The organism is Pelotomaculum sp. FP (genome assembly GCF_004369245.1).
Classification (GTDB): domain Bacteria; phylum Bacillota; class Desulfotomaculia; order Desulfotomaculales; family Pelotomaculaceae; genus Pelotomaculum_C; species Pelotomaculum_C schinkii.
In genome coordinates this window covers 1-1,460 of sequence record NZ_QFGB01000143.1, presented here as the reverse complement: position 1 = coordinate 1,460, position 1,460 = coordinate 1, and the positions used below count along the sequence as shown (strand labels likewise).

The 1,460-nt window shown below is 55.3% G+C and carries 1 rRNA gene; it reads right to left on the bottom strand.

The features are described 5' to 3' along the window. Positions 1–117: 117 nt before the first annotated feature. Positions 118–1,460 (bottom strand): 16S ribosomal RNA (locus Psfp_RS21090); the annotation flags it as partial.

Genomic DNA, 1,460 nt, shown 5'->3' with positions numbered 1-1,460 from the left:
ATCAGTCGTCGGTCGTCGGGCAGCGGTCGTCAGTCTTAGGTTGGAATTCGCGTATGCGAATTCCTTCTATCCTGACGTCCGACGTCTGACTTCTGACGTCTGACATGTTCTCCTTAGAAAGGAGGTGATCCAGCCGCACCTTCCGATACGGCTACCTTGTTACGACTTCACCCCAATCACCAACCCCACCTTCGACGGCTCTCTCCTATAAAGGTTAAGTCACCGGCTTCGGGTGTTGTCAGCTTTCGTGGTGTGACGGGCGGTGTGTACAAGGCCCGGGAACGTATTCACCGCAGTATGCTGACCTGCGATTACTAGCGATTCCGACTTCATGCAGGCGAATTGCAGCCTGCAATCCGAACTGAGACCGGCTTTTTGGGATTTGCTCCGCCTCGCGACTTCGCTTCCCTTTGTACCGGCCATTGTAGCACGTGTGTAGCCCAGGACATAAGGGGCATGATGATTTGACGTCATCCCCACCTTCCTCCGTTTTGTCAACGGCAGTTCCTCTAGAGTGCTCGCCTTCACGCGTTAGCAACTAAACGTAGGGGTTGCGCTCGTTGCGGGACTTAACCCAACATCTCACGACACGAGCTGACGACAACCATGCACCACCTGTCTCCCTGTCCATCCGAAGATAGAAAACCTACTTTCATAGGCTGTCAGAGGATGTCAAACCCTGGTAAGGTTCTTCGCGTTGCGTCGAATTAAACCACATGCTCCACCGCTTGTGCGGGCCCCCGTCAATTCCTTTGAGTTTCAACCTTGCGGCCGTACTCCCCAGGCGGGGTGCTTATTGTGTTAACTACGGCACAGAAGGGGTCGATACCTCCTACACCTAGCACCCATCGTTTACGGCGTGGACTACCGGGGTATCTAATCCCGTTCGCTCCCCACGCTTTCGCGCCTCAGCGTCAGTAACAGGCCAGAGAGCCGCCTTCGCCACTGGTGTTCCTCCCAATATCTACGCATTTCACCGCTACACTGGGAATTCCACTCCCCTCTCCTGCCCTCAAGTCTACCAGTTTCTCAGGCACGCTACCGGTTGAGCCGATAGTTTTCACCATAAGACTTAGTAAACCGCCTACGCGCCCTTTACGCCCAGTAATTCCGGACAACGCTCGCCCCCTACGTTTTACCGCGGCTGCTGGCACGTAGTTAGCCGGGGCTTCCTCCTCAGGTACCGTCACTTTCTTCTTCCCTGAAGACAGAATTTTACAACCCGAAGGCCTTCTTCATTCACGCGGCGTTGCTCCGTCAGGCTTTCGCCCATTGCGGAAGATTCCCCACTGCTGCCTCCCGTAGGAGTCTGGACCGTGTCTCAGTTCCAGTGTGGCCGTCCACCCTCTCAGGCCGGCTACCCATCGTCGCCTTGGGGGTCTCTTACACCTCCAACTAGCTAATGGGACGCGGACCCATCTTAATGCGGATTGCTCCTTTCCTCACCCAAACATGTGTTC